We start from the raw sequence: 25,512 nt of genomic DNA, 5'->3' as shown, positions 1-25,512 counted from the left end.
GCATCCGGAGGAAAAGCGGCGTTCTCCCGTAACCGGCCGGCCATGACCGGAGGGGGTCCGGCACCGCGCGCATGCATGGACATGGCAGATGGTTGTGCGCGGCGGCCCGTTTCTCACAAAGTCTTCACGCTCGTCTCATCATCGGATTGACTGAGTTTCCCTACGGTGATGTCCGAACCCCCCGCTCGTCCGAACCCCCGCTCGTCCGGACCCGGCCGGACGCCGCCGCCCCCACGGCGCACGCACAGGAGCCTGAGCTCTTTTGGAGTCCCACCCGTGCCACCACTTCTCCCCCATCTGCGGTCCGCCGCCAAGGCCCTCCCTCTCGGCCTGCTGGTGGTCGCCCTCACCGTCCAGGCAGCGGCGGCCGTCGAGCCCCACCTCGTCCTGCTGATCGTGGCGACCGCGGCCGTCCTGTGTGCCGAAGCCGCCCTGCACCGATGGCTGCCCGGCCAGGTCACGCTGCTCGCCAGGGTGCGCGCGGACACCATGGTCCGCCGCCTGGCCTGCGATCTCCTGCTGCTCGTCGGAATGATCAGGATGCCGGGCACCCGGAGCGAGGCGGTCTACCTGCCGCTGGTCCTCGGCCTCCTCCTCTTCTACGCGCTGCACCTCGCCACCCACGCGGCGGCGATCCGGGTACGCCAGTCCCGCACCCTGCCCCTGCTCACCCGCAACATCGACGCCTCGGCCCTGCGCATCACCCCGGCTCCCCGGGCCCTGCTGGCCCGCCACCACGGCCCCCGCCTCATCCTCTTCGGCCTGCCGCTCACCGCGGGGCTGCTGGTGACCGCGACGAACGACCGGCCGCAGTACGCGGCGGCGGGCATCGCGGTCTCGGCCGGCCTCGCCGCGGTGGCGCTCGGCACGCTGACGCGGTGCCTGCTGCGCCGCGGGCCGGCCACGCCCGACGAGGTGCAGGAGTGGTTCGACGCCTGGCTCGCCGACTACCGGCCCACCGTCGGCATGTACTTCTCGGGCGGGGCCTCGTCCGCGTACCAGGCCAACATGTGGCTGGACGCACTGGCCTCGCTCGACGGCCGGCCGGTCATCCTGCTGCGCGAGCGCTTCATGATGCAGCGCATCGGCGCCACCGACCTCCCCGTCGTCTGCCTCCCGAAGGTCTCCCAGCTGCTGCGCCTGGAACAGTCCAGCCTCAAGATGCTGATCCACCCGGCGAACTCCGGCAAGACCTCGCAGGTCCTGCGCGTCCCGACGATCAAGCACGCCTTCGTCAACCACGGCGAGAGCGACAAGCTGTCCAGCTGCAACCCGTACGCGAAGGCGTACGACGAGGTGTGGGTCGCCGGCCCCGCCGCGCGCGAGCGCTACGCCCTGGCCGACGTCGGCGTACGGGACGGTGACGTGGTGGAGATCGGCCGCCCCCAGCTGGCCCCGATCGCCCCGTACGCGGGCCCTCCCACCGGCCCGTACACGACAGTGCTCTACGCCCCCACCTGGGAGGGCTGGGACGGCAACCCCGGCAACACCTCCATCGTCCTGGCCGGCGAGAACATCGTCCGGGAACTGCTCGCCGACCCCGGGGTCCGGCTGCTCTACAAACCGCACCCCATGACGGGCTCGGTCGACCCGCGGGCCGGCGCCGCCGACGCCCGCATCCAGGAACTGATCCACGCGGCCAACCGCGCCCGCCCCGCCCCGCGCCCCGCCCCCGGGGCCGCCGCCGAACTGGCCCGACGCACCGCGGAGCTGGACGCCCTGACCGCCTCCGCCTTCCGCCCCGACGCGGACGACGCCGAACGGATGCTGGCCCAGGGCACCCCCGAGGCCGGCCGGGCGGCGGCGGTCGACGCGGCGACTGCGGCCTGGGAGGCGGCCCACTGGGCGTCCCTGCCCGAAGGGGAGCACCAGATCGTCACGGCGGACAGGCCCGCGCTGTACGCCTGCTTCAACGCGGCGGACCTGCTGATCAGCGATGTGTCGAGCGTGGTCAGCGACTACCTGGCCGGCGAGAAGCCGTACGCCGTGGCGAACACCGGGGGCCTGTCCGACGCGGAGTTCCGGGAGGCCTTCCCGACGGTCTCGGCGGCGACCGTCCTGACCCCGGACGCGGCGGGTGTCCCCGCCCTCCTCGCCTCGGTGCGCGACCCCGGCGGCGACGGGCTCGCCCCGGCCCGGACGGACCTGAAGCTCCGGCTCCTCGGCCCGTCCGACCCGCCGTCCGCCGTCCGGTTCGCCGACGCGGCACGCGAGCTGTCCCGGGCCGCGGACACGCACCGCCGGCTGATGGAGGAGCGGCTGCTCCCCGGCATCCCCGCCCAGCGCCGCGCGGAGGCGGCGAAACCGGCGCGGGAGCGGGAGCTCTGAGGGGCCGAAGGACACACGTGGGGCCCGGCACCGACGAGCGCGGTGCCGGGCCCGCGTACCGGACCGTGCTGACGACCTCACCCGCGACAACGCCGGAGGCGCAGTCGCGGGGCTTCGGGAGCCCGCTCGCCGTCGTGGGTGAGGTCGTCAGGGGTGGCGCAGGCGCCAGCCCTGCCAGGCGGACTCGATCATCTCGTCCAGGCCGAACCGGGCCGACCAGCCCAGCTCCTCGCGGATGCGATCGGCGCCCGCGACCACCCGGGCCGGGTCGCCGGGGCGGCGGGCGGTCACCTCGGCGGTGACGGCACCGTTGTCCGTGACCTTGAGGATGCGGTCGACCATCTCGCGCACCGAGCTGCCCTCGCCGCGGCCGATGTTCAGCGTGAGGTCCGTGCCGGGCTCGGCGTCCTGGAGCCGGCGGGCGGCCGCGAGGTGGGCGGAGGCGATGTCCTCGACGTGGATGTAGTCGCGGACGCACGTGCCGTCGGGGGTCGCGTAGTCGTCACCGAAGATGCGCGGGGACTCGCCCGCCTCCAGGCGCTCGAAGACCATCGGGATCAGGTTGAAGACCCCGGCGTCGGCCAGCTCCGGAGACGCGGCGCCCGCCACGTTGAAGTAGCGCAGCGAGGCGCAGCGCAGCCCGTGGGCCCTGGCGGCGGCGTGGATCAGCCACTCGCCGATGAGTTTGGTCTCCCCGTAGGGGCTCATCGGCGCGCACGGGGTCCGCTCGGTGACGAGGTCGACGTCGGGCATGCCGTAGACGGCGGCCGACGAGGAGAACACCAGCCGGTCGACACCACCGGCGACCATGCTCTCCAGCAGGACCTCCAGGCCGGTGACGTTCTCCTTGTAGTAGTGGAGGGGGCGCTCGACGGACTCGCCGACCTGCTTCTTGCCGGCGATGTGCACCACCCCGGTCACCCCGTGGTCCCGGATCGCCGCGTCGAGGGCCTCGCGGTCGAGAACGCTGCCGGTCACCAGGGGTACCCCGGCGGGTACCTTGTCGGCGCTTCCGGTCGACAGGTCGTCGAACACGACCACCTGCTGACCACCCGCGAGCATCGCGCGCACCACGTGCGCACCGATGAACCCCGCCCCGCCCGTAACCATCCAGGTCATGTCGTGCGTCTCCCTGTCAGATGCTGTACCCGTCAGCGTTCCACCCTACGTGGACGGCCCGAGCCACCCTCCGGGAACGGCCGGGGCGATCAATTACGCTGTCCGGGTGCCGGACGCACCCCACTTTTCCACGGTGCCGACCGCGCCCCTCGCACAAACCCTGCGGAAGCTCTCTGGAACTGGTGGACGATGCCTCGACTGACACTCATCGTGCCTGCGTACAACGTGCAGGGGTACATCGGGGAGTGTCTGGACTCCGTGCTCGGGCAGGACTTCACCGACTTCGAAGTCATCGGTGTCGACGACTGCTCCCCCGACGGTTCCGGCGCGATCCTGGACGCCTACGCGGCCCGCGACCCCCGGATCCGTGTGCTGCACCTCACGGAGAACGTGGGCCTGGGCCGCGCGCGCAACGCGGGTCTCGACCTGGCGACCGGTGACTACGTCCTCTTCCTCGACAGCGACGACACCCTGGCGCCGGGCTCCCTGGCGGCCATCGCGGCGCGGCTCGACGCGACGGACGACCCGGACATCCTGGTCTACGACTACACCCGCGCCTACTGGGACGGGCAGCTGCTGCGCAACAAGCGCTCCGACCTGATGTCCGAGGCCGACCCGAAGGTCTTCTCCCTCGCGGAGCGGCCACAGCTGCTGGACCTGCTGCAAATCGTCTGGAACAAGGCCTACCGGCGCGATTTCGTCACCCGCCACGGACTCCGTTTCCCGCCCGGTTACTACGAGGACGCGCCCTGGACGTACAGCGCGATGATCGCGGCGGAGCGCATCGCCGTGCTCGACCGCTCCTGTGTGCTGTACCGGCAGCGGCGTGAGGGCGGGAACATCCTCCGCACGGTCAGCCGGAAGCATTTCGACGTCTTCGACCAGTACGACCGGGTCTTCGCGTTCCTGGACGAGCGGCCGGAGCTCGATCGCTGGCGGCCGGCGCTGTTCAGGAAGATGGTCGACCACTTCCTGACCATTCTGGAAAGGCCGGGCCGGCTCCCGCGCAACGCGCGCGCCGAATTCTTCCACCGGGCGGCCAAGGACTACCGCGGCCGCCTCCCGGAGGGCTTCGAGCGGCCGCCGGGCGGGCGCGGTTACAAATACGCGCTGCTCGGGGTCGACTCGTACTCCGCGTTCTTCGGCGTGACCCGCGCCAACAACGTGCGCCACCGCGCCCGGCAGGGCGGTCAGGCCCGTATCGGCCGGGCCAAGCGGGCCGCCCTCGGCATGTTCTACCGGTCGCAGCTGCGGATGCCGCTGGACGAGAACCTGGCGGTGTTCTCCGCGTACTGGGGGCGCGGCTACTCCTGCAACCCGGCGGCCATCGAGGCCGAGCTGGGCCGTCTCGCGCCGGGCGTGCGCCGGGTCTGGGCCGTGCGCTCCGAGCACCGCGACCGGGTGCCGAAGGGGGTCGAGAAGGTGATCGTCGGCTCGCGCGAGTACTGGGCGGTCATGGCCCGCGCCAAGTACCTCACGAACAACGTGAACTTCGGCGACACCATCGTGAAGCGCGAGGGGCAGATCCACCTCCAGACCCATCACGGCACCCCGCTGAAGACGATGGGGCTCGACCAGGCGCAGTACCCCGCGTCCACCAACATGGACATGGAGCTGCTGCTGCGCCGGTGCGACCGCTGGGACTACAGCCTGACCTCCAACCGGTTCTCGACCACCGTCTGGGAGCGGGTCTACCCCTGCCGGTACACCACGCTGGAGACCGGCTACCCGCGCAACGACGTGCTGCTCCGCGCCACCGCCGCCGACGTCGTGCGGGCCCGGCACGACCTGGGCCTCGCGGACGGCTCGACCGCGTTCCTGTACATGCCGACGCACCGCGAGTACGAGAAGTCCTTCGCCCCCCGGGTCGACCTGCCGAAGCTGGCCGAGGCGCTGGGCCCCGACGTGACCCTGCTGGTGCGCGGGCACTACTTCTACAAGCCGACCGGCCGGCTCGCCGAGCTCCAGGCCAGCGGCCGGGTCATCGACGTCTCCGCGCACGGCAACGTCGAGCAGCTCTACCTCGCGGCCGACGCCCTGGTCACCGACTACTCATCGGCGATGTTCGACTACGCCAACCTGGACCGGCCGATCGTGATCTACGCGGACGACTGGGACACCTACCGGGTCGTGCGCGGAACCTACTTCGACCTCATGGCCGAGCCCCCGGGCGCCGTCGCGACCTCGCAGGAGGAGCTGACCGCCGTCCTGGGCTCGGACGCGTGGCGCGACGAGAAGGCGGCGGGGCTGCGCGCCGCGTTCCGGGAGCGCTACTGCGACTACGACGACGGGCACGCCGCCGAGCGCGTGGTGCGCCGGGTGTTCCTGGGCGAGGAGGCCCTGCCGCCGGTCGTCCCGCTCGCCGAGCGCACCCCGGCCCCCTCCCCCGCCGAGGCACTGGAGCGCGCCGGGCAGGTCTGAGGTCTGAGCACGCGAAACGGTCCCGGCTCCCCCGAGGGGGTGCCGGGACCGTCGTCGTTGCGGGCTTCGCCGTTGCGGGCTTCGCCGTCAGCGGCTCACGCGAACGGGTCGAACTCCTGGTACTCCTTGACGGCCTCGTCGCGCTGCGCCTCGCGGTCGCGGCGGCGCTGGGTGGCCGGACGCTGCTCCTCCAAGCGGTGGTCCTCGCCCCGGCGGCCGAGCATCTCCGCACCGGCCGACACGGTCGGCTCCCAGTCGAAGACGACCGCGTTGTCCTCGGCTCCGATCGCCACGCCGTCGCCCGCGCGGGCCCCGGCCTTGCGCAGCTCGTCCTCGACGCCCAGCCGGTTCAGCCGGTCCGCGAGGTAGCCGACGGCCTCGTCGTTGTTGAAGTCGGTCTGGCGCACCCAGCGCTCCGGCTTCTCGCCGCGCACCCGGTAGATGCCGTCGTCCTCCAGGGTCACGGTGAACCCGGCGTCGTCCACGGCCTTGGGCCGGATGACGATACGGGTGGTCTCCTCCACCGGCTTGGCCGCACGGGCCTCGGCGATGATGCCGGCCAGCGCGAAGGACAGCTCCTTGAGCCCGGTCCTGGCGACGGCGGACGCCTCGAAGACGCGGTAGCCGCGGGCTTCCAGGTCGGGCCGGATCATGTCCGCGAGGTCCTGGCCGTCCGGGATGTCGATCTTGTTGAGGACGACGATCCGGGGCCGGTCCTCCAGCCCTCCGTACAGCTTCAGCTCCTCCTCGATCATGTCGAGGTCGGAGACCGGGTCACGGTCGGACTCCAGCGTCGCCGTGTCCAGGACGTGGACGAGGACCGAGCAGCGCTCGACGTGGCGCAGGAACTCCAGGCCGAGGCCCTTGCCCTGGCTGGCGCCCGGGATCAGGCCCGGGACGTCGGCGATGGTGTAGACGGTGCTGCCCGCGGTGACCACGCCCAGGTTCGGGACGAGGGTGGTGAACGGGTAGTCGGCGATCTTCGGCTTGGCGGCCGACAGCACGGAGATCAGCGAGGACTTGCCGGCGCTCGGGTAGCCCACCAGGGCGACGTCGGCGACGGTCTTGAGCTCCAGGACGATGTCCCGCGCCTCGCCGGGCTCGCCGAGCAGCGCGAAGCCGGGGGCCTTGCGCCGGGCGGAGGCCAGTGCGGCGTTCCCCAGGCCGCCGCGGCCGCCCTGGCCGGCGACGAAGGCGGTGCCGTGGCCGACGAGGTCGGCGAGCACATTGCCGTCGCGGTCGAGGACGACGGTGCCGTCCGGCACGGGCAGGACCAGGTCCTGGCCCTCCTTGCCGGTGCGGTTGTCGCCCGCGCCGGGCTGGCCGTTGGTGGCCTTGCGGTGGGGGTGGTGGTGGTAGTCGAGGAGCGTGGTGACGGCCTGGTCGACGACCAGGGTCACATCGCCGCCGCGGCCGCCGTTGCCGCCGTCCGGGCCGCCGAGCGGCTTGAACTTCTCACGGTGAACGGAGGCACAGCCGTGGCCCCCGTTACCCGCGGCGACATGCAGTTCGACGCGGTCCACGAAGGTGGTCATGGATGGATCCTCCAGTTACATACGTGCAGAAAAGTGCTCGTGCAGCCCTCATAGGAGCAACACGCGAAAGGCGGACCCACTTCCCCTAACAGGAAGTGAGGTCCGCCTCCACGTCATACCGCTCGACGAGCGCCGGGAATTCAGCCGGCGATCGGAACGATGTTCACCACGTTACGGCCACGGTGCGTGCCGAACTGGACCGCGCCGGCGGCCAGGGCGAACAGCGTGTCGTCGCCGCCACGGCCGACGCCCGTGCCCGGGTGGAAGTGGGTGCCGCGCTGGCGGACCAGGATCTCACCGGCGTTGACGGCCTGACCGCCGAAGCGCTTCACGCCGAGCCGCTGAGCATTGGAATCGCGCCCGTTCCGGGTGGACGATGCGCCCTTCTTGTGTGCCATGTCTCCTCAGTCCCTTACTTCGCAGCCGCGGGAATACCGGTGACCTTGATCGCCGTGTACTGCTGGCGGTGACCCTGGCGACGGCGGTAGCCGGTCTTGTTCTTGTAGCGAAGGATGTCGATCTTCGCACCCTTGTGGTGGTCCACGATCTCGGCCTGGACCTTGATCCCGTCCAGCACCCACGGGTCGCTGGTCACGGCGTCGCCGTCGACAACGAGCAGGGTAGAGAGCTCTACCGTGTCGCCAACCTTGGCGGTGGGAATCTTGTCAACCTCAACGATGTCGCCGACAGCAACCTTGTGCTGGCGACCACCGCTGCGCACGATGGCGTACACGCGGATCTCACTCTCACTCGAAGCGGAAACCCCTGATGCCAGCCGCTCACACGGGTCCGGGGACCCGTGACGATCCGGATTGGACGAGCGGCCTCTCCCGTACGAGCGGGAGGTCAGTGCTCAGAGGTGTGGCGAACAAACGCCGAGGGTCAAGATTACGGGGCCCCGGACAACCGGTCAAACCGGGTCCGGTACAGCCCCGCGCCGCTCAGCCCGCGGCGTTCCTGACGTACTCGGCGTACGCGTCCCTGATCCCGTCCCCGGACAGGTTCAGGTGCTCCAGGATCGTGTAACGGCCCGGCCTGGTCCGGGGCGCGAACTCGACCACCGAGACGAACTCGTCCACGTCGAAGCCCATGTCCCCGGCCGTCACCGGCAGCCCGTGGCGCCGCAGCACCTCGGTCATCCGTACGGATTCCTGCACGGCGCCGCGCAGATGCATCGCGAAGGCCGCGCCGAGTCCGCACTGCTCGCCGTGGCTGGCGGCGCGCTGCGGGAAGAGCAGGTCGAAGGCGTGGTTGATCTCGTGGCAGGCGCCCGAGGCGGGCCGGCTGTCACCGGCCACCGACATCGAGATCCCGGTGAGCACCAGGCCCTCCGCCAGCACCTGGAGGAACGCGTCGTCGTCCAGGCTCCCGGGGTGGCGCAGCACGGCCTCACCGGCCTGTCTGGCCATCCCGGCTGCCAGCCCGTCGATGTCCTCGCCGTTGACCCGGTGGGCCAGCTCCCAGTCCGCCACGGCGGAGATGTTCGACAGCGCGTCCCCGATCCCGGAGCGCACGAAGCGGGCCGGGGCCTCCCGGATGACGTCGAGGTCGATGACGACGGCGATCGGGTTCGGCACACCGTACGAGCCGCGGCCCGCGTCGTTGTCCAGCGTCGCCACCGGGGAGCACAGACCGTCGTGGGACAGGTTCGTCGCCACGGCGACCAGCGGCAGCCCGACGCGCGCGGCGGCGAACTTCGCACAGTCGATGATCTTGCCGCCGCCGAGGCCCACCACGGCGTCGTACCGCCCGGACTTCATCGCCTCGGCGAGCTTGACGGCGTCGTTCAGCGTGCCGCCGCCCACCTCGAACCAGGAAGCGCCCGGCAGGCTGTCCGAGAGCCGCTCGCGCAGCGCCCGGCCGCTGCCCCCGCTGATCGCCACCGCCAGCTTGCCCGAGCCGGAGATCCGCTGATCGGCGAGGACACTCGCCAGATCCGCCAGAGCGCCGGGCCGGATGTCGACGACGACCGGTGCGGGTATCAGCCGGGTCAGTACTGGCACGCGATCTTCCTGCCCTTGGCCAGGTCCTCGTGGTTGTCGATCTCGACCCACTTCACGTCGCCGATCGGCTCCACGTCGACCGTGAAGCCGCGGTTGACGAGCTCCTGGTAGCCGTCCTCGTAGTACAGGTCCGGGTCGCGCTCGAAGGTGGTCTTCAGCGCGTCGGCCAGCTCGGCCGCCGCCTCGCCCTCGATCAGGGTGACGCCGATGTACTCACCGGTCGCCTCGGCCGGGTCCATCAGCTTGGTGATCCGGCGGACGCCCTTGCCGTCCTCCACGACGACCTTCATCTCCTCGTCGGCGAGCTGCTTCACCGTGTCGAGGGCGAGGATGATCTTCTTGCCGTCGCCGCGGGCGGCCAGCAGCGTCTTCTCGACGGAGACCGGGTGCACGGTGTCGCCGTTGGCCAGGATGACGCCGTCCTTGAGGGCGTCCCGGCCGCACCACAGGGAGTAGGCGTTGTTCCACTCCTCGGCCTTGTCGTTGTCGATCAGCGTGATGCTGACGCCGTACTTGGCCTCCAGCGCCGCCTTGCGCTCGTACAGGGCCTCCTTGCGGTAGCCCACGATGATCGCGACCTCGGTCAGGCCGACCTCGGCGAAGTTGCCGAGCGTCAGGTCGACCACGGTCAGGCTCTCCTCGTCGCCCTCGGGGCCGACCGGCACCAGGGCCTTGGGAAGCGTGTCGGTGTAGGGGCGCAGGCGGCGGCCGGCGCCGGCCGCCAGAATCATGCCGATCATGGGGTTCTCCTTGGTCCTTGGTGCGGTGTTGCGGATGTCCCGGGGTGGGAGTGCGTACGGGCCCGGCGGGCGGGTCAGAGCTCGGCCGCCACGTAGGCGCGCAGCCAGCTGCGGAAGTCGGGGCCCAGGTCCTCGCGCTCGCAGGCGAGGCGGACGATGGCCCGCAGGTAGTCGCCGCGGTCGCCGGTGTCGTAACGGCGGCCCCGGAAGACGACACCGTGCACCGGGCCGCCGAGCTTCTCGTCCGCGGCCAGCTGCTGGAGCGCGTCGGTCAGCTGGATCTCGTCGCCCCGGCCCGGCGCGGTCTCCCGCAGGACGGCGAAGACGGCGGGGTCCAGGACATAGCGGCCGATGACCGCCAGATTGCTGGGCGCGTCGCCCGGCTCCGGCTTCTCGACCAGCCCGGTCACCCGGACGATGTCGCTGTCCAAGGTGGGCTCCACCGCCGCGCACCCGTACAGATGGCTCTGTTCGGGCGCCACCTCCATGAGTGCGACGACGCTGCCGCCCTCGCGCTCCTGGATCTCGGTCATCCGGGCCAGCAGCGGGTCGCGCGGATCGATCAGGTCGTCGCCGAGCAGCACCGCGAAGGGCTCGTCCCCGACGTGGGGCTCCGCGCACAGCACGGCGTGGCCCAGGCCCCGCGGGTCGCCCTGGCGGACGTAGTGCATGGTCGCGAGGTCGCTCGACTCCTGGACCCGCACCAGCCGGGCGGCGTCGCCCTTGCGGGTCAGCGCCGACTCCAGCTCGTAGTTCCGGTCGAAGTGGTCCTCAAGTGCCCGCTTGTTGCGCCCCGTGATCATCAGCACGTCGCTCAGCCCCGCGGTGGCGGCCTCCTCCACGACGTACTGGATCGCCGGCTTGTCGACGACGGGCAGCATCTCCTTGGGAGTGGCCTTCGTCGCCGGAAGGAACCGGGTGCCGAGCCCGGCGGCCGGTATGACGGCCTTCTGGATCTTGCGCATGTGGGGGGGGCTTTCGTGTCGGGGGCGGGAGCGGCCCGGGGCCTCGACGCAGCCGGCCGGTCCCGCGGGGGACCGGCCCGACTGCGTCGCGCGCGGTGCGAGGAGGTCAGGCCTCGTCGGCCGTGGCCGTGACGGGTGACGCGGTCTGCTGCTCCGCCGCCACCGTCTTCTTCGCCGCCTTCTTGGCCGTCGTCTTCTTCGCGGCGGTCTTCTTCGCCGCGGTCTTCTTGACGGCCGCCTTCTTGGCCGTGGCCTTCTTGGCGGTCTTGCGGGCCGCCTTCTTGGCCGGCGCCGGCTCGGCCTCGGCCTCCGCCTCGGGGGCCTCCACCACGACGACCGCGGCCTCCTCGGCCCCGGCGGGGGGACCGGCGGGCGCGCTGACCTTACGGGTGGCGCGGCGCCGGACACGCGGCGGCGCGGCCGGCTCATCGGCCGGGACCTCCTCGTGCGCGGCCTCGACCACCGGGTCCTCGGAGGCGACCGGGTCGGGCCCGGACGCCGGCTCCTCGGCGGCCGGAGCGGGCTCGGCGGGCTCCGCCATGACCGGCTCGGCCACGACCGCTTCGGCCGGGGCGGGCGAGCCCGCGGGGGCGGTCGCCTTACGGGTCGCCCGGCGGCGCGTACGGCCCTGGGGCGCCTCGGCAGGTGCCTCGGCGGGCGTCTCGGCCACCGGCTCCGGGGCCTTGACGGGCTCCGGCTCCGCGACCGGCTCGGCCACGGTCTCCTCGGCCGGGGCGGACGCGGACTTCGGGGCGCCCGCCGGGGCGGAAGCCTTGCGGGACGCCCGGCGGCGGCCACGGCCGCGCGCGGCGGCCTCGGCCTCGGCGGGGCTGCTGTACAGCTCCTCGTCCGCGACGAACTCCGGCTCGGGCAGCGCCACCGGGGCGGCGACCTCCGCCGCCACCTCGGCCTCGGTCTCGGCCTCGGTGTCGGAGACGTGCTCGTGGCCGTGGTCGTGCTCGTGGTCCTGGCCGGACCCGCCGCGGCGCTTCTTCGAGCGCTTGCCGCCGCCACCGCCGCCCACCGACGCGGGCTGCTCCATGTGCACGATCACGCCGCGCCCGTTGCAGTGGACGCAGGTCTCGGAGAAGGACTCCAGCAGACCCTGGCCGACCCGCTTGCGGGTCATCTGGACCAGGCCCAGCGAGGTGACCTCGGCGACCTGGTGCTTCGTACGGTCGCGGCCCAGGCACTCCAGCAGGCGCCGCAGCACCAGGTCGCGGTTGGACTCCAGCACCATGTCGATGAAGTCGACGACGACGATGCCGCCGAGGTCGCGCAGCCGCAGCTGGCGCACGATCTCCTCGGCCGCCTCCAGGTTGTTCTTGGTGACGGTCTCTTCCAGGTTGCCGCCCTGGCCGGTGAACTTGCCGGTGTTGACGTCGACGACGACCATCGCCTCGGTCTTGTCGATCACCAGCGAGCCGCCGCTCGGCAGGTAGACCTTGCGGTCCAGCGCCTTCATGAGCTGCTCGTCGATCCGGTACGTCGCGAAGATGTCGACCTCGGAGGTCCACCGCGACAGCCGGTCCGTCAGGTCGGGCGCCACGTGCGAGACGTAGCCGTGAATGGTCTCCCACGCCTCGTCGCCGCTGACGATGACCTTGGAGAAGTCCTCGTTGAAGATGTCGCGGACGACCCGGACGGTCATGTCCGGCTCGCCGTACAGGAGCGTCGGCGCGTTGGAGCTGCCGGTGCTCTTGGACTTCTTCCGGATGTCCTCCCACTGCTGCTGGAGCCGCTCGACGTCACGGCGCAGCTCGTCCTCGCTCGCGCCCTCGGCGGCGGTGCGGACGATGACGCCCGCGTCCTCGGGGACGATCTTCTTGAGGATGGTCTTGAGCCGGGCGCGCTCGGTGTCGGGCAGCTTGCGGCTGATCCCCGTCATCGAGCCCTCGGGCACGTAGACCAGGTAGCGGCCGGGCAGCGAGACCTGGCTGGTCAGGCGGGCGCCCTTGTGGCCGATCGGGTCCTTCGTCACCTGGACGAGGACGGACTGGCCGGACTTGAGCGCGGTCTCGATGCGGCGCGGCCCGTGGGCCATGCCGAGCGCCTCGAAGTTGACCTCACCGGCGTACAGGACGGCGTTGCGGCCCTTGCCGATGTCGACGAAGGCGGCCTCCATGGACGGCAGCACGTTCTGGACCTTGCCCAGGTAGACGTTGCCGACGTAGCTGGTGGCCTGCTCCTTGTTGACGTAGTGCTCCACGAGCACGTTGTCCTCAAGGACGCCGATCTGGGTGCGCTCGCCGCTCTGGCGGACGACCATGACGCGCTCGACGGCCTCGCGGCGGGCCAGGAACTCGGCCTCGGTGATGATCGGCACCCGGCGGCGGCCCTGCTCGCGGCCCTCGCGGCGGCGCTGCTTCTTGGCCTCCATGCGGGTCGAGCCCTTGATGGACTGGACCTCGTCGAAGCCGGTGCCGAGCTCCCGCTCCTCCTTCTTGCGGGGCTCGCGGACCTTGACGACCGTGCGCTCGGGGTCGTCCGTGCCGTTCTCCGCGTCGGACCCGGCGTCACCGCTGCGACGACGGCGGCGCCTGCGACGGCGGCTGCTGCTCGACCCGGAGGCGGCGGCCTCGTGGTCGTCCTGCTCCTCGTCGCCCTCGTCGTCGGACTCCTGGGCGGCCTCGGGCTCGTCCTCGGTGTGCTCGGCGGCGGACTCGTCCTGGTGCTGCTGCTCGGCGGCGTCGTCCTCGGAGGACTCGCCGCGACGGCGGCGGCGGCCACCCCGGCGGCGGCGGCGCGACGGCCGGTCGCCGTACTCGTCGGTGTCCTCGCCGTCGTGCTCGGTGTCGTTCTCGCCCGCGGGTTCGTGCTCCTCCTCGGCGGGCTGCTCCCGGGCCGGGGCCACCTGCTCGGCGGGCTCGGCGTCGGCGGCCTCACCGCGGCGGCGGCGACGGCGGCGCGATCCGCCCTGCGGGGCGGCCTCGGCGGGGGCGGTGTGCTCCTCGGCCGTGGTGATCTCGTCCTCGGGCTCCTCCTCCTGCGAGGCGGGGCCCGCGGCGGCAGCGGCGGCGGCCGCGGTCTCCGGGGTCTGGAACATCGGCTCGGCGAAGACCGGCGCCTGGAAGACGGCCACGGCCGGGCGCGTCGCCCGGCGGCTGCGGCGCGCGGGCTCCTCCGTCTTGGCGGTGAACTCGGGGCGGCCCGCGGCGGCGGTGGCGCGGCGGCGCTGACGGCCGCGCGGGGCGGCCTCCTCGACCTCGGCGACCTCGGCGGCCAGTTCCTCGACGGCCTCCTCGGGCAGGCTCTCGCCGGTCTGGACCTCGGCGCGCTCCTCGGCGGCCTGCGGGGCGCCGGCCGGGGCGGTGGCCTTACGGACGGCACGGCGACGGCCGCGCGGCGCCTCGACAACGGGCTCCGCCGTTTCAGCGGCCTCATCGGCGGGCGCGGTGGCCTCGTCGGCGGGCGCGGTGGCCTCGTCGGCGGGCGCGGCGGCGGGCTGGGCGGCGGCCTGCGGGGCACCGGCCGGGGCGGATGCCCGGCGGCGGGTGCGGCCGCGCGGGGCCTCGGCGGGCTCGGCGGCCGGTTCCGCGGCGGCGGGCTCCGCGCTCTCGGCGGCGGCCGGCGCCTCCGCGACGATCTCGACGGGCTCGGCGGCCTTCGGCGCACCGGCGGGGGACGTCGCCTTGCGGACGGCACGGCGACGGCCGCGCGGCGCCTCGGCGACGGGCTCTGCTGCGGGCTCGGGGCTCTCCACCACGGGGGCCTCCTCGACGATCTCGGCCGGCTCGGCGGCCTTGGGCTCGGCGGCCTTGGGCGCACCGGCCGGGGACGTTGCCTTGCGGACGGCACGGCGGCGGGCACGCGGCGCCTCGGCGACGGGCTCAGCCACGGCCTCTTCCACCGGCTCCTCGGCGGACTCCTCCGCTACGACCGGCTCCACGACCTCGGCGGCCTTGGGCGCACCGGCCGGGGCAGTCGCCTTACGGACCGCACGGCGGCGGGCACGCGGCGCCTCGGCGACGGGCTCAGCCACGGCCTCTTCCACCGGCTCCTCGGCGGACTCCTCCGCTACGACCGGCTCCACGACCTCAGTGGCCTCAGCGGCCTTCGGCGCACCGGCCGGGGACGTTGCCTTACGGACCGCACGGCGGCGGGGGCGGGCCGGGGCGGCGGTCTCGGCCCCGGCGGTGTTCTCGGTGCTGGTCTCGGACACTCCGGCGTCAACGGCCGGTATGGCCGGCGCCTCGGAGGCCGTACGCTCGCCCGCCGACGGCGGGCCCGCGGGGCGGGAGGCGGCGCGGCGCCTGCGGCGCGGCGGCAGCTTGTCCCCGGGGGTGTTGTTGTCTTCTGCGTTCCCGGTGGTGCCGGGTTCGTTCGGCTGGGGCATGCGGGCGTTTCTCCCGTCGCGCTCCCGGGCGCCGCACCTGGTTCCGGTCCGGCTCGGTCCGCATGGTGGTCGCGGCACCGCCGTCCGGGGCGCGGGCGCCGCACGGGAGCTGAATGTCTGGCTCGCCGGTTCCGTACGCGGTGTGCGGACGGCCTGGCGAAAGTCTTATGGGTCAGCGCGCGGCCCGGCCCAGGTGGCTCCCGAGCGCGAGGGCTGCGCTACAACGACCGCCTTACGCGGAACCTGCACCTTCCGGCGCCGTCGCGACAGCTGTCCCGGTGGCCGTGGTTGATGCGGCCGGGGCTGCCTCGCGGTCGGGCGCGAGCGGGTCGGTCACCGTGCCGGACTCCTCGTCGAAGAGCCCCTGCGCCAGCCTGGTCACCGCTGCGGCGACGGGCGGCGCCAGGTCGGCCACAACGCGGAGACCGGACAGGACGTCGTCAGGCCGTACGGCAGGTGTCACGTGCCGAACAACCAGCCGCAGTATCGCACAGGCCCTGTCACCGGGCCTATCGGACGGAAGATCGACGGTCCTGAGGTCGACCACCGCCGCGCGGGCGTCGAAGGTCCGCATGCCGTTCTTCGTGCGGCGCTCGACCTCGACGGTCTCGGCCGCGTTGAAGGCGGCCACGGCCTTCTCGGCCTCCTCCGGGCCGACCCCGTCCAGGCGCATCTCCCAGATGGAGGCGGTCAGCCGGTCGGCGAGGCCCGAGGTGCGGGCCTCCACGGCGTCCGTGATGTCCAGGCCGTCCGGCATCGAGTCATTGAGCAGCTCGCGCAGGACGTCCGGGTCACGCGCCTCGGTGAGGGCGATCTCCAGGAACTCGGCCTCGCTGCCCGTGCCGGTGGGGGCGGCATTGGCGTACGAGACCTTGGGGTGCGGGGTGAAGCCCGCCGAGTAGGCCATGGGCACCTGGGAGCGGCGCAGCGCCCGCTCGAAGGCGCGCTGGAAGTCGCGGTGGCTGGTGAACCGGAGGCGGCCGCGCTTGGTGTAGCGCAGTCGGATGCGCTGCACCGCCGGTGCGGGCGGCGGGCCTTCGGGCTGTCGCTTGCCCAGTGGTTCTTCTCCTCGGTGCGGGGCGGACGCGGTGGCACGCCGCCCTCGAAATGCGGGTGGCCCGGGGGTCCGGACCGGCTCACCCCTGCTGGACGGATTTCTCCGGGAGCAGCGAGATCTCTGGTTCGGGCGCCGCGCTGGGCACAGTCGTTGCACTACCCAGAGTACGCGCAAGGGGGCTCCCGAGTTCCCCGGGCTCGGGTTGCACCGGCCCGCCGACCAGTGCGCGCCACGCGTCGCGCCTGGCCTGCCGGATCGTTTCGCGGGCCGCGCGCAGCGTCTGACGGGCCGTGCGGCCCACCGCGCGAAGGGCCCGCCCGGCGGGGGCCAGGGCGGCATCGCGTACGAAACGGCCGGCCGGGACGCACACCGTGCGGTACGCCCAGCGCACGGGCGCGCCGATCAGGTTCCGGGCCAGCCAGAGCAGCGCCCGGCCCACGGCCCGCGAGAGGAATCCGGCGACGCGCCAGGCGACGCCGAACGCGGCGGCGGTCTCGCGGGCGACCGGGGTCAGGACGCGCCGGTACACCCAGGCGAGCGGCGTGACGAGCAGCACCACGACGAGCCACCGCAGTACGGCCGCGGCCCCCCGGAAGACGGCCTCGACGCCCCGGATCAGCAGATCGAGGAACCGGGCGATGCCCTGGCCCATCGGAGTGAGCACGTTCCGGTACACCCACACCAGCGGCAGGACGAGCAGGTGCTCCGCCAGCCACCCGACGACCCGCCCCACCGGCACCAGGACATGGCGCCACAGCAGCACCACCGGCACCACGAACAAGGCGGTGAGCAGCCACTTCACCGCCGTGCCCAGCCACCGCACCGCCGTGGCGAGAGCGTGCCCGGCCGGGACCAGGATCTCCCGGTACACCCACCGCAGCCCGTGTCCGAGCGGGGTGAGGACGTGCGCGTACAGCCACTGGAGCGGCGCCACGATCCCGTACCGCACACCGGGCACCACGACGTACCGCCACAGGGCGACCCACGGCCGTACGAACACCGCGCGGGCCAGCCACACCAGCCCGTGGCCCAGCGGGACGAGCACATGGCGCCACAGCCACCGGGCCGGGACCGCCACCAGCACCTCGGCCAGCCATGCGAGCGCGCGGCCCAGCGGCCGCAGCAGCAGGCGGTCCGCGGCGCGGGCGGTCGCGACCAGGGCGTCCCACAGCAGGCGCACCGGCAGGACGATCACGAGCACCACGATCCGCACCGGAATCCGGATCAGCGTGGTGAGGCAGCCGTCACCGCCCTCGTAGTGCGCGGGCGCCTGGTGCTTCCCGTACTCCGTACGCACGGGTGCGCGGTGTCTTCCCCGGTCCATGCACCTCATGACGCGAAGGCCCGGTCCGGGGTTTCCCCGGACCGGGCCTTCGTCACCGAGCTGTCACACGCCGGCGGGCTACTTCACGACCGTCAGCGGCAGGAGCTTCTTGCCGGTCGGGCCGATCTGGATGCTGGTGTCCATCTGCGGGCACACGCCGCAGTCGAAGCACGGGGTCCAGCGGCAGTCCTCGACCTCGGTCTCGTCGAGCGAGTCCTGCCAGTCCTCCCAGAGCCAGTCCTTGTCGAGGCCCGAGTCCAGGTGGTCCCAGGGCAGGACCTCCTCGTACGTCCGCTCGCGGGTGGTGTACCAGTCGACGTCCACGCCGAAGTCCGGCAGTGTCGCCTCGGCGCTCTTCATCCACAGGTCGTAGCTGAAGTACTCGCGCCAGCCGTCGAAGCGGCCGCCGGCCTCGTAGACGGCGCGGATGACGGAGCCGACCCGGCGGTCACCGCGCGAGAGCAGGCCCTCGACGATGCCGGGCTTGCCGTCGTGGTAGCGGAAGCCGATCGAGCGGCCGTACTTCTTGTCGCCGCGGATCTTGTCCCGGAGCTTGCCGAGCCGGGCGTCGGTCTCCTCGGCGCTGAGCTGCGGGGCCCACTGGAACGGGGTGTGCGGCTTGGGCACGAAACCGCCGATGGAGACGGTGCAGCGGATGTCGTTCTGCCCGGAGACCTCGCGGCCCTTGGCGATGACGTTGACCGCCATGTCGCCGATCTGGAGGACGTCCTCGTCGGTCTCGGTGGGCAGCCCGCACATGAAGTACAGCTTCACCTGGCGCCAGCCGTTGCCGTACGCGGTGGCGACCGTGCGGATCAGGTCCTCCTCCGAGACCATCTTGTTGATGACCTTGCGCATGCGCTCGGAGCCGCCCTCGGGGGCGAAGGTGAGACCGGAGCGGCGGCCGTTGCGGGTCAGCTCGTTGGCCAGGTCCACGTTGAACGCGTCGACACGGGTGGAGGGCAGCGAGAGGCCGACCTTGTCGTCCGTGTAGCGGTCGGCGAGGCCCTTGGCGATCTCGCCGATCTCGGTGTGGTCGGCGGAGGACAGGGAGAGCAGACCGACCTCTTCGAAGCCGGTCGCCTTGAGGCCCTTCTCCACCATCTCGCCGATGCCGGTGATGCTTCGCTCCCGCACGGGGCGCGTGATCATGCCGGCCTGGCAGAAACGGCAGCCGCGGGTGCAGCCGCGGAAGATCTCCACGGACATCCGCTCGTGGACGGTCTCGGCGAGCGGGACCAGGGGCTGCTTGGGGTAGGGCCACTCGTCGAGGTCCATGACGGTGTGCTTGGACACGCGCCACGGCACGCCCGACTTGTTCGGTACGACGCGGCCGATGCGGCCGTCCGGGAGGTACTCGACGTCGTAGAAGCCGGGGACGTAGACGCCGCCGGTCCTGGCGAGGCGGAACAGCACCTCCTCGCGGCCCCCGGGGCGGCCCTCGGCCTTCCAGGCGCGGACGATCTCGGTGATCTCCAGGACGGCCTGCTCGCCGTCGCCGATGACCGCGCAGTCGATGAACTCCGCGATCGGCTCCGGGTTGAACGCGGCGTGCCCGCCGGCCAGCACGATCGGGTCGTCGATGCCCCGGTCCTTCGCGGCCAGCGGGATGCCGGCCAGGTCCAGGGCGGTGAGCATGTTGGTGTAGCCCAGCTCGGTGGAGAAGCTCAGCCCGAAGACGTCGAACGCCTTCACCGGGCGGTGGCTGTCCACGGTGAACTGCGGCACCTTGTGCTCGCGCATCAGCGCTTCCAGGTCCGGCCACACGCTGTAGGTGCGCTCCGCGAGGACGCCCTGACGCTCGTTGAGCACCTCGTACAGGATCATGACGCCCTGGTTGGGCAGTCCGACCTCGTACGCGTCCGGGTACATCAGTGCCCAGCGGACGTCGCACTCGTCCCACGGCTTGACGGTGGAGTTCAGCTCACCGCCGACGTACTGGATGGGCTTCTGCACATGCGGGAGCAGAGCTTCGAGCTGTGGGAAGACCGAATCGACAGACATCGCGAACTTTCGAGAGCCGGCAGGGGTGACCATCCAGCGTACCGCGCTGCTCAGCCTCCGGACGCCCGCCGGACGTCCGTCCGGGCCGCTCGGCGCCAGACCCTCGGCAGCGCGCGCTCGCCCTCCCGGGCCGCCGCCTCCTCCCGCCCGTACAGCAGTCCCCAGGTGAACGACGGCTCCCCCGCGGCCTGGGCCCGGACCGCCAGGGCGCGCAGGGTCTCGCGGGCGACCACGCCGTCCTGGTGGTCGCCGAGGAGGCTCTGTACGGCCTTCAGCCGCTTGACGGACTTCTTGGCGGGCTTCCCGAGCGCGGGCCGGGCCGCCTCCGCCGCGTAGCGGGCGCGTTTGGCCGCCTTGCGGGCGCGGTGCAGGGCGGCGTCGCGGTCCGGTCCCGGGGGCAGTGCGCGGGCGTGCGCGACGCGGGCGGCGAGGCGCTTGTGGTCCTTGTGGACGGCGCGGGCCAGCTCCTCGCCGGGCGCGGCGGCGGCCGCCGGCAGCAGGGGCGGCTGTGCGAGGAGCTGTTCCAGGGCGCGCAGCAGTGCCAGGTAGCGCGCGGAGTCAAGGACGGCGGCCGTGCGCCGGCGCGAGCCGCCGCGCCCCGCCACCGACCACAGCCTCAGCCGGGCCCGGACCGGCCCGAGGACCAGGGTGCGGGGCAGCTCGTCCAGCCGGGCGCGCAGCCGGGCGTCCAGCACCTCCTGGTCCCGGTCGACGCCCAGCTCGGCCGCGAGCCACTTCAGCTCGGTACCGAGGGGGCGGGTGGCCTCGCGGTCCAGGACGCGGCGGTAGGTGCGCAGGGCGCTGCGCAGCCGCCGGGTGGCGACGCGCATCTTGTGCACGGAGTCGGGCAGCCCCCGCCGCACGGCCGGGTCGAGCGCGACGATCGCCTCGGCCTAACGGCGTACGTAGGCGAGGACGTGGTCGCCCGCGGTGCGGGGCTCCGCCGGCTCGTCCTCCCGGGGCAGCGTGGCGTCGGGCGCCGTCTCGGCCAGCGCGCGGGCGAGTTCGGAGGGGGCGGCGGAGGGCCGGATGGCGGCCTCCTCAAGCGCGCGCCCGACGGTGTCGAGGAAGGCGGGGTCTCCGTCGTCGGCGAGTTCGACCTCGATCTCGGTCCAGGTGGCGGTGCGGTCGCCGCCGTGCAGCCGCTCGGCGTGGACCTCGTCGACGCCGAGTTCGGCGAGCGGCGTGCCGTCCGGTCCGGTGAGCACGTGGACGTCGCGGGCGGAGCGCAGCCGGACCACGGGGACGACGGAGGCGTCCAGGACGCGGGAGCGGATCAGCGCGGCGAGGCGGGGCGGCAGGGTGTCGGAGAGCGGAGCGCGGATCTCCTCGCGGACGCTCGCGGCGACCGGGAGCTTGAGGTGCCAGCCGGCGTCCGGGCCGCCGGTGCGGCGGCGCAGGGTGAGGTGGCCGGCGGCGAGGCGGAGGTCCTCGGTGTCGTAGTACACGGCGTCGAGTTCCATGAGGCCCTCGTGGCGGACCTCCCCGACCCCGGCCACCCGGCCCAGGTCGGGCAGCCGGGTGGCGTCGGTGGCTTCGTACTTCCGCTCGATCTCGCGCTTGGAGTCCGCCATGTACCGAATCTACGCGCCGCCGGGTGACCGCTCAGGCCGTTATCGGCCGTTGCACCCGGATCGACTGGAGCAGCCCGATGGCCACCCAGACCGCGAACATCGAGGAGCCGCCGTAGGAGACGAACGGCAGCGGGAGACCCGCCACCGGCATGATGCCGAGCGTCATGCCGATGTTCTCGAAGGACTGGAAGGCGAACCAGGCGATGATCCCTGCGGCGACGATCGTGCCGTACAGCTCGGTGGTCTCGCGGGCGATGCGGCAGGCACGCCACAGGACGACGCCGAGCAGGACCAGGATGAGCCCGGCGCCGAGGAAGCCCAGCTCCTCACCGGCGACCGTGAAGACGAAGTCGGTCTGCTGCTCGGGGACGAACTGCCCGGTGGTCTGGGTGCCCTGGAAGAGGCCGGTGCCGTGCAGGCCGCCGGAGCCGATCGCGATGCGCGCCTGGTTGGTGTTGTAGCCGACGCCGGCCGGGTCGAGCGCCGGGTTGGCGAAGGCGGCGAACCGGGCGATCTGGTAGTCGTCGAGCAGCCCGAGCTGCCAGACGGCGACCGCCCCGGCCACCCCCGTGCCGAGGAGTCCGAAGACCCAGCGGTTGGAGGCGCCGGACGCCAGGAGCGCCCCGAGCACGATGACGACCATGACCATCACGGAGCCGAGGTCCGGCATCCCCATGACGACGACCATGGGCAGCGCCGCCAGGGCGAGGGCCTTGGCGACGGTCCGGTGGTCGGGGTGCAGCTGGTCGCCCGCGTCGACGCGGGCGGCGAGCAGCATCGCCATGCCCAGGATGATGGTGATCTTGGTGAACTCGGAGGGCTGGAGGGAGAACCCGCCCGGCAGCAGGATCCAGGCGTGGGCGCCGTTGACGGTGGCGCCCAGCGGGGTGAGGACCGCCATCACGAGGAGCACGGACAGGCCGTACAGGACCGGCACCGCGCCGCGCAGCGTGCGGTGGCCGAGCCAGATCGTGCCGATCATCAGCGCGATGCCGATGCCGGTGTTGAGGGCGTGCCGGAACAGGAAGTAGTACGGGTCGCCGTGGGTCAGCGAGTCGCGTCCCCGGGTCGCCGACCAGACGAGCAGCGAGCCGATGAAGGAGAGCGCGATCGCCGAGCCCAGCAGCGGCCAGTCGAGCCGGCGCACGAGCGAGTCGCGTGCGACGAGCCGGCCCCAGGTGGAGCGCTCGGGGGCGTAGCGCTGGACGGAGAAGCCGGCCATCAGTCGCGCCTCCCGAGGACCGCGGCGAGCGTCTGCTCGGTGGCCGGGTTCTGCGAGGCGGGGTTGTACGGCTTGATCGTCGGGGCGTCGATGGTGCCGTCCGTCCCGATCTTCGGCAGGCCCTTCTGGGGCGTCGGCAGGAGGGCCTTCTTGAGGTCCTGCTTGCCGGTGGCGTCGAGGCCGTAGAGCGCGTTGTAGATGTTGCGGACGGCGGGCCCGGACGCTCCGGAGCCCGTACCGCCCTGGGAGATCGTCATGACGATCGAGTAGTCCTTGGTGTACGTGGCGAACCAGGAGGTCGTCTGCTTGCCGTAGACCTCGGCGGTACCCGTCTTGGCGTGCATCGGGATCTTGTCCTGCGGCCAGCCGCCGAATCGCCAGGCGGCGGAGCCGCGGGTCGCGACACCCGCGAGGGCTTCGTCTATCTCGTTGCGCGTCTTCTGGGTGAAGGGCAGCTTGCCGTGCGACTTGGGCTCGATCTTCTGGACGGTCTTGCCGTCGCCGCTGACGATCGCCTTGCCGACGGTGGGGTCGTAGAGCGTGCCGCCGTTGGAGATGGCCGCGTAGATGGTGGCCATCTGGATCGGGGTGACGAGGGTGTCGCCCTGGCCGATCGAGTAGTTCACGGAGTCACCGGCGCGCATCTTGTCGCCTTCGAGACAGTTCTCGTAGGCGATCTTCTCGACGTACGTGCCGTCCTTCTTGCCCTGCTTGCACCAGGAGTCGTGGTTGGCCGCCGCGAAGTCCTTCTTCCACTGGCGGTCCGGGACGCGGCCGCTGACCTCGTTGGGGAGGTCGATGCCGGTCTCCTTGCCGAGGCCGAACTGGTGGGCGGTCTTGTAGAACCAGTCGTTGGGGTTCTTCTTGGGGTTGTTGCCGCCGTCCTTCTGCCACTCCTTGTGCGCGATGCCGTAGTACACGGTGTCGCAGGAGACCTCCAGGGCGCGGCCGATGGTGATGTTGCCGTAGCCCTGGGACTCGAAGTTCTTGAAGGTCTGGCCGCCGATGGAGTACGAGCTGGGGCAGGGGTAGTTGCCGTCGAAGGGGTATCCGGCGTTGACCGCGGCGGTCGAGGAGATGACCTTGAAGATGGAGCCGGGGGCGGCCTGGCCCTGGATGGCCCGGTTCAGCAGCGGGAAGTTGCTGTTCTTGCCGGTGAGCTTCGCGTAGTCCTTGGCGGAGATGCCGCCGACCCAGGAGTTGGGGTCGTAGTTGGGCAGGGAGGCCATGGAGACGACCCGGCCGGTCTTGGCCTCCATGACGACGACGGCGCCGGAGTCCGCCTTGTAGTTCTCGCCGGTGTTGGTGTCGAACTCCTTGCGGGCCGCCTTCATGGCCTCGTTGAGCTCGTACTCGGCGACGGCCTGGACGCGGGCGTCGATGGAGGTGACGACGCTGGCGCCGGCCTCCGCCTCGTCGTTCTTGGCCTGGCCGATGACCCGGCCGAGGTTGTCGACCTCGTAGCGGGTGACGCCCGCCTTGCCGCGCAGCTCCTTGTCGTACGTGCGCTCCAGGCCGGAGCGGCCGACCATGTCGGAGCGCAGGTAGGGCGATTCGCTGTCCTGGGCCTTGGTGATCTCCTCGTCGGTGACGGGCGAGAGGTAGCCGAGGACCTGGGCGGTGTTGGCCTTGCCGGGTGCGGCGTAGCGGCGCACGGCGGTGGGTTCGGCGGTGATGCCGGGGAAGTCCTCGGCGCGTTCGCGGATGGTCAGGGCCTGCTGGGTGGTGGCCTCGTCGGTGACCGGGATCGGCTGGTAGGGCGAACCGTTCCAGCAGGGCTGCGGGGTCTTGGCGTCGCAGAGCCGGACCTTGTCGAAGACGTCCTTCGGCTTCATGTCCAGTACGCCGGCGAGCCGGGTCAGCACGGCCTTGCCGTCGTCGGCCATCTTCAGCAGGTCGGTGCGGCTGGCGGAGACGACGAGGCGGGTCTCGTTGTCGGCCAGCGGCACGCCGCGCGCGTCGAGGATGGAGCCTCGGGCGGCGGGCTGGACGACCTGCTGGACGTGGTTGTTCTTCGCCTCGTCGGAGTACTCCTGGCCGTTGCGGATCTGGAGGTACCAGAGGCGGCCGCCGAGGGTGAGCAGCAGGGAGAAGACGAGGACCTGGATGACGATGAGACGGATCTGGACCCGCTGCGTCCGGCCCGTCTCGGGAATGTTGCTCACGGGGCGCCTCCCGTCGTGGTCCGGGGGTCGTGCCCCGGGGAACGCAGCCTCACAGTCGCTTGACTCCCTTGATCCGTCCGGCGCGTGCCGCCCGGTTGCGGGCCGCCTTCACGCGCAGTCCGCCGCGCTGGCTGCCGATCCGCAGCCCGGTGCCCGCCGCGAGCCAGCCGGCCGCCACGTCACCGCGGCCGGAGGAGGACTCGGTGACGGGGTCGTTCACCGTACGTCTGGCCAGCGCCATGATCAGCGGCACCGTGAACGGCGCGAGGAGCAGGTCGTAGACGGCGGCGGTGAACAGCAGACTGCCCAGGCCCACATGGCGGGCCGCCGTGTCGCCGACCAGCGCGCCGACGCCCGCGTACAGCAGGGTCGAGCCGATCGCGGCCGCGACGACCACGGCCATCGGCAGGAAGGCCGACTTGAGCTGCCCGTTCTCCGGCCGGGCGAGGCCCGCGAGGTAGCCGATGACGCAGAGCACCAGGGCGTAGCGCCCGGCGGCGTGGTCGGCGGGGGGCGCCAGGTCGGCGAGGAGACCCGCGCCGAAGCCGATGAGGGCGCCGCTGACGTGCCCGTACACGAAGGCCAGGCCGAGGACGACCATGAGCAGCAGGTCGGGCACGGCACCGGGCAGCTGGAGCCGGGCCAGTACGGACACCTGGACGACGAGGGCGAAGACGACCAGAACGATGGAGAGCAGGGTCCGGTTGACGTGCATGGGG

The 25,512-nt window shown here is 72.3% G+C and carries 16 protein-coding genes and 1 pseudogene; 2 read left to right on the top strand and 15 right to left on the bottom strand.

Annotated features, from left to right (window positions below; genetic code table 11):
* The first annotated feature begins 330 nt into the window (after positions 1-330).
* Entirely contained in the window at positions 331-2,328 is a 1,998-nt protein-coding gene (locus tag B082_RS0109715; RefSeq protein ID WP_234018137.1) for a hypothetical protein, read from the top strand.
* A 147-nt stretch (positions 2,329-2,475) separates the two neighbouring features.
* Here B082_RS0109715 and galE read toward each other — a convergent pair whose 3' ends face one another.
* Positions 2,476-3,447 carry a UDP-glucose 4-epimerase GalE gene (gene galE / locus B082_RS0109710; RefSeq protein WP_018551608.1) on the bottom strand — a complete coding sequence of 324 codons (972 nt, stop codon included), beginning with the start codon at positions 3,445-3,447 and terminating at the stop codon, positions 2,476-2,478.
* 189 nt (positions 3,448-3,636) lie between these two features.
* Here galE and B082_RS0109705 point away from each other — a divergent pair, with 189 nt between their 5' ends.
* Complete coding sequence (locus tag B082_RS0109705) at positions 3,637-5,868, top strand: bifunctional glycosyltransferase/CDP-glycerol:glycerophosphate glycerophosphotransferase (protein ID WP_026249606.1); 2,232 nt, start codon at positions 3,637-3,639, stop codon at positions 5,866-5,868.
* A gap of 95 nt (positions 5,869-5,963) precedes the next feature.
* Here B082_RS0109705 and obgE read toward each other — a convergent pair whose 3' ends face one another.
* From obgE to mreD, 14 genes and pseudogenes are all read right to left on the bottom strand, one after another.
* Entirely contained in the window at positions 5,964-7,403 is a 1,440-nt protein-coding gene (gene obgE, locus B082_RS0109700; protein WP_018551606.1) for a GTPase ObgE, read from the bottom strand.
* 140 nt (positions 7,404-7,543) lie between these two features.
* On the bottom strand, positions 7,544-7,801 hold the full coding sequence (gene rpmA / locus B082_RS0109695; RefSeq protein WP_018551605.1) for a 50S ribosomal protein L27: 258 nt from the start codon (positions 7,799-7,801) through the stop codon (positions 7,544-7,546).
* A 14-nt stretch (positions 7,802-7,815) separates the two neighbouring features.
* Entirely contained in the window at positions 7,816-8,136 is a 321-nt protein-coding gene (gene rplU / locus B082_RS0109690; protein WP_018551604.1) for a 50S ribosomal protein L21, read from the bottom strand.
* Between the two features lie 208 nt (positions 8,137-8,344).
* A complete protein-coding gene (locus B082_RS0109685; RefSeq protein ID WP_018551603.1) occupies positions 8,345-9,406 on the bottom strand; it encodes an iron-containing alcohol dehydrogenase family protein in 1,062 nt (353 codons plus the stop codon).
* Complete coding sequence (locus tag B082_RS0109680) at positions 9,394-10,146, bottom strand: sugar phosphate nucleotidyltransferase (protein ID WP_018551602.1); 753 nt, start codon at positions 10,144-10,146, stop codon at positions 9,394-9,396. The genes B082_RS0109685 and B082_RS0109680 overlap by 13 nt, the downstream gene beginning before the upstream one ends.
* A 74-nt stretch (positions 10,147-10,220) precedes the next feature.
* Positions 10,221-11,111, bottom strand: a complete 891-nt coding sequence (galU, locus tag B082_RS0109675; protein ID WP_018551601.1) for a UTP--glucose-1-phosphate uridylyltransferase GalU — start codon at positions 11,109-11,111, stop codon at positions 10,221-10,223.
* A 106-nt stretch (positions 11,112-11,217) separates the two neighbouring features.
* Positions 11,218-15,447, bottom strand: a complete 4,230-nt coding sequence (locus B082_RS0109670; protein WP_018551600.1) for an Rne/Rng family ribonuclease — start codon at positions 15,445-15,447, stop codon at positions 11,218-11,220.
* 232 nt (positions 15,448-15,679) lie between these two features.
* Positions 15,680-16,462 carry a TIGR03936 family radical SAM-associated protein gene (locus tag B082_RS0109665; RefSeq protein WP_018551599.1) on the bottom strand — a complete coding sequence of 261 codons (783 nt, stop codon included), beginning with the start codon at positions 16,460-16,462 and terminating at the stop codon, positions 15,680-15,682.
* Between the two features lie 121 nt (positions 16,463-16,583).
* On the bottom strand, positions 16,584-17,828 hold the full coding sequence (locus B082_RS0109660; RefSeq protein WP_026249605.1) for a hypothetical protein: 1,245 nt from the start codon (positions 17,826-17,828) through the stop codon (positions 16,584-16,586).
* 78 nt (positions 17,829-17,906) lie between these two features.
* Entirely contained in the window at positions 17,907-19,832 is a 1,926-nt protein-coding gene (locus tag B082_RS0109655) for a TIGR03960 family B12-binding radical SAM protein (protein ID WP_018551597.1), read from the bottom strand.
* Positions 19,833-19,882: 50 nt separating this feature from the next.
* Positions 19,883-21,406 (bottom strand): annotated as a pseudogene (locus tag B082_RS35865) (CHAD domain-containing protein).
* A 31-nt stretch (positions 21,407-21,437) separates the two neighbouring features.
* Positions 21,438-22,628, bottom strand: coding sequence for a rod shape-determining protein RodA (gene rodA / locus B082_RS0109645; RefSeq protein ID WP_018551594.1), 1,191 nt, complete (start codon positions 22,626-22,628; stop codon positions 21,438-21,440).
* Positions 22,628-24,793 carry a penicillin-binding protein 2 gene (gene mrdA / locus B082_RS0109640; RefSeq protein WP_018551593.1) on the bottom strand — a complete coding sequence of 722 codons (2,166 nt, stop codon included), beginning with the start codon at positions 24,791-24,793 and terminating at the stop codon, positions 22,628-22,630. Before mrdA ends, rodA begins: the two co-directional genes overlap by 1 nt.
* Positions 24,794-24,842: 49 nt before the next feature.
* The gene (mreD, locus tag B082_RS0109635; RefSeq protein WP_018103193.1) at positions 24,843-25,508 is read right to left on the bottom strand and encodes a rod shape-determining protein MreD; all 666 of its coding nucleotides are present in this window, start codon (positions 25,506-25,508) and stop codon (positions 24,843-24,845) included.
* Positions 25,509-25,512 lie beyond the last annotated feature (4 nt).

Source organism: Streptomyces sp. ATexAB-D23 (assembly GCF_000373645.1).
Taxonomy (GTDB): domain Bacteria; phylum Actinomycetota; class Actinomycetes; order Streptomycetales; family Streptomycetaceae; genus Streptomyces; species Streptomyces castrisilvae.
This window is presented reverse-complemented; position numbering and strand designations above follow the sequence as displayed.